At 33.8% G+C, this 237-nt stretch carries 1 protein-coding gene; it reads right to left on the reverse strand.

Annotated features, from left to right (window positions below):
• On the reverse strand, window positions 1-214 hold a 214-nt coding region (locus DJ568_RS17505), incomplete at its 3' end, for a hypothetical protein (RefSeq protein ID WP_233496718.1).
• Between the last annotated feature and the right edge of the window lie 23 nt (window positions 215-237).

Raw genomic sequence — 237 nt, forward strand, 5'->3', positions numbered from 1 at the left:
TAAAGCGATTATAATACTTCAGAAAGCTCCTCGGATCAGTATCATGTGCTGAATAGAAATCTTTGGCAAACCTAAAAGTAGGGTGCTCTCCTCGCTTTACCTGCTCATACTCACTAATAAGAAAACGATATTTACTTAGATAATTACGTTTTAATGTAAGGTCATTATTATTGTTGCGCATAACTATAGCTTTATTTGTTAAAGCTAATTCCATTGCCGAATTATCTGACCTTTACA

It is taken from the genome of Mucilaginibacter hurinus (genome assembly GCF_003324525.1).
Taxonomy (GTDB): domain Bacteria; phylum Bacteroidota; class Bacteroidia; order Sphingobacteriales; family Sphingobacteriaceae; genus Mucilaginibacter; species Mucilaginibacter hurinus.